General features: G+C 35.9%; 1 protein-coding gene. It reads right to left on the bottom strand.

The window, feature by feature from the left end; genetic code table 11:
- Positions 1-50: 50 nt before the first annotated feature.
- A complete protein-coding gene (locus A1704_RS12360) occupies positions 51-1,136 on the bottom strand; it encodes an IS481 family transposase (RefSeq protein ID WP_062673822.1) in 1,086 nt (361 codons plus the stop codon).
- Positions 1,137-1,204: the final 68 nt, after the last annotated feature.

Raw genomic sequence — 1,204 nt, 5'->3', positions numbered from 1 at the left:
TGTAATAGCCACGACTTGATCTGACAGTTAGGGTTAAAAATAATTGTCAGTTATCCAATATTTTCCTTACTTCCAAAAGTAAGGATTTTTTGTTCCTCTGCAAGAGTTTCCAATAATTTCTCTTTTGCAATAGATTTACTATCCAAAAACGTTTGCATCGGGGTTTTACCATAACAATGCTTTCCTGTATGTGTTCTTTCCTGGTTGTAGTACGATAGCCAGCTGCTAAGATCCAATTGGAGTTCTTCAATACTTCTGTAAATTTTCTTTCTGAAAGCAACCGCATAAAACTCGTCTTGTATGGTTCTGTGAAAACGTTCACAAATACCGTTGGTTTGTGGACTTTTAGCTTTTGTTTTGGTATGGTCAATATCTTCAATAGCCAAATATAACTGATATTCGTGTTGTTCTCTTATTCCACAGTATTCAGTTCCTCTGTCGGTCAAAACTCTAAGTAAGCGAAGTTCCTGCTGCTCAAAGAAAGGAACAACTTGATCGTTAAGCATATCAGCGGCAATAAGTGCATTCTTACGGTCATATAACTTTGCAAATGCAACCTTAGAATAGGTATCTATAAAGGTTTGCTGATAAATATGACCAACTCCTTTAATATTTCCTACGTAATATGTGTCCTGTGCTCCTAAATATCCAGGATGATAAGTTTCTATCTCACCATGAGCCTTCTTTTCTTCCTTCGCTTTTTCTAAAGCAGTAAGTTGGCTTTCTGTAAGGACAATGCCTTCTTGTGCTGATTTAGTTTCCAAAGCTTTTAAACGAAGCTTAAAGGTATGGAGATCATGTCTGAGCCAGATACTTCTAACTCCACCAGGTGAAACAATAAAACCTTTCTTTCTGAGCTCATTGCTTACTCTAAGTTGTCCTAAAGCTGGGTTTTCAATCGCTATATCAATGACAGCTTTCTCAATTGACTCATCTACACGATTCTTTAGTACAGGTTTCCTTCTTGAAATTTCCTGTAAGGCAAGTTCTCCACCTTGTTCATACAGTTCTTTGAATCTATAAAAGCTGTCTCGGGAATATCCCATTACCTTGCAGGCTTTGGATACGTTTCCTAAATGTTGTGCTAATTCAAGTACGCCTAACTTGTTTTTGATGATTTTTTGTTGTGTAGTCATAATACTTAATCTGTTTTAAAGTTATTCTTTTTGATTATAACTGTCAGATTAAGTATTGACTAATTCAT

This window comes from Chryseobacterium cucumeris (assembly GCF_001593385.1).
GTDB classification, from domain to species: Bacteria; Bacteroidota; Bacteroidia; order Flavobacteriales; family Weeksellaceae; genus Chryseobacterium; species Chryseobacterium cucumeris.
This window is presented reverse-complemented; position numbering and strand designations above follow the sequence as displayed.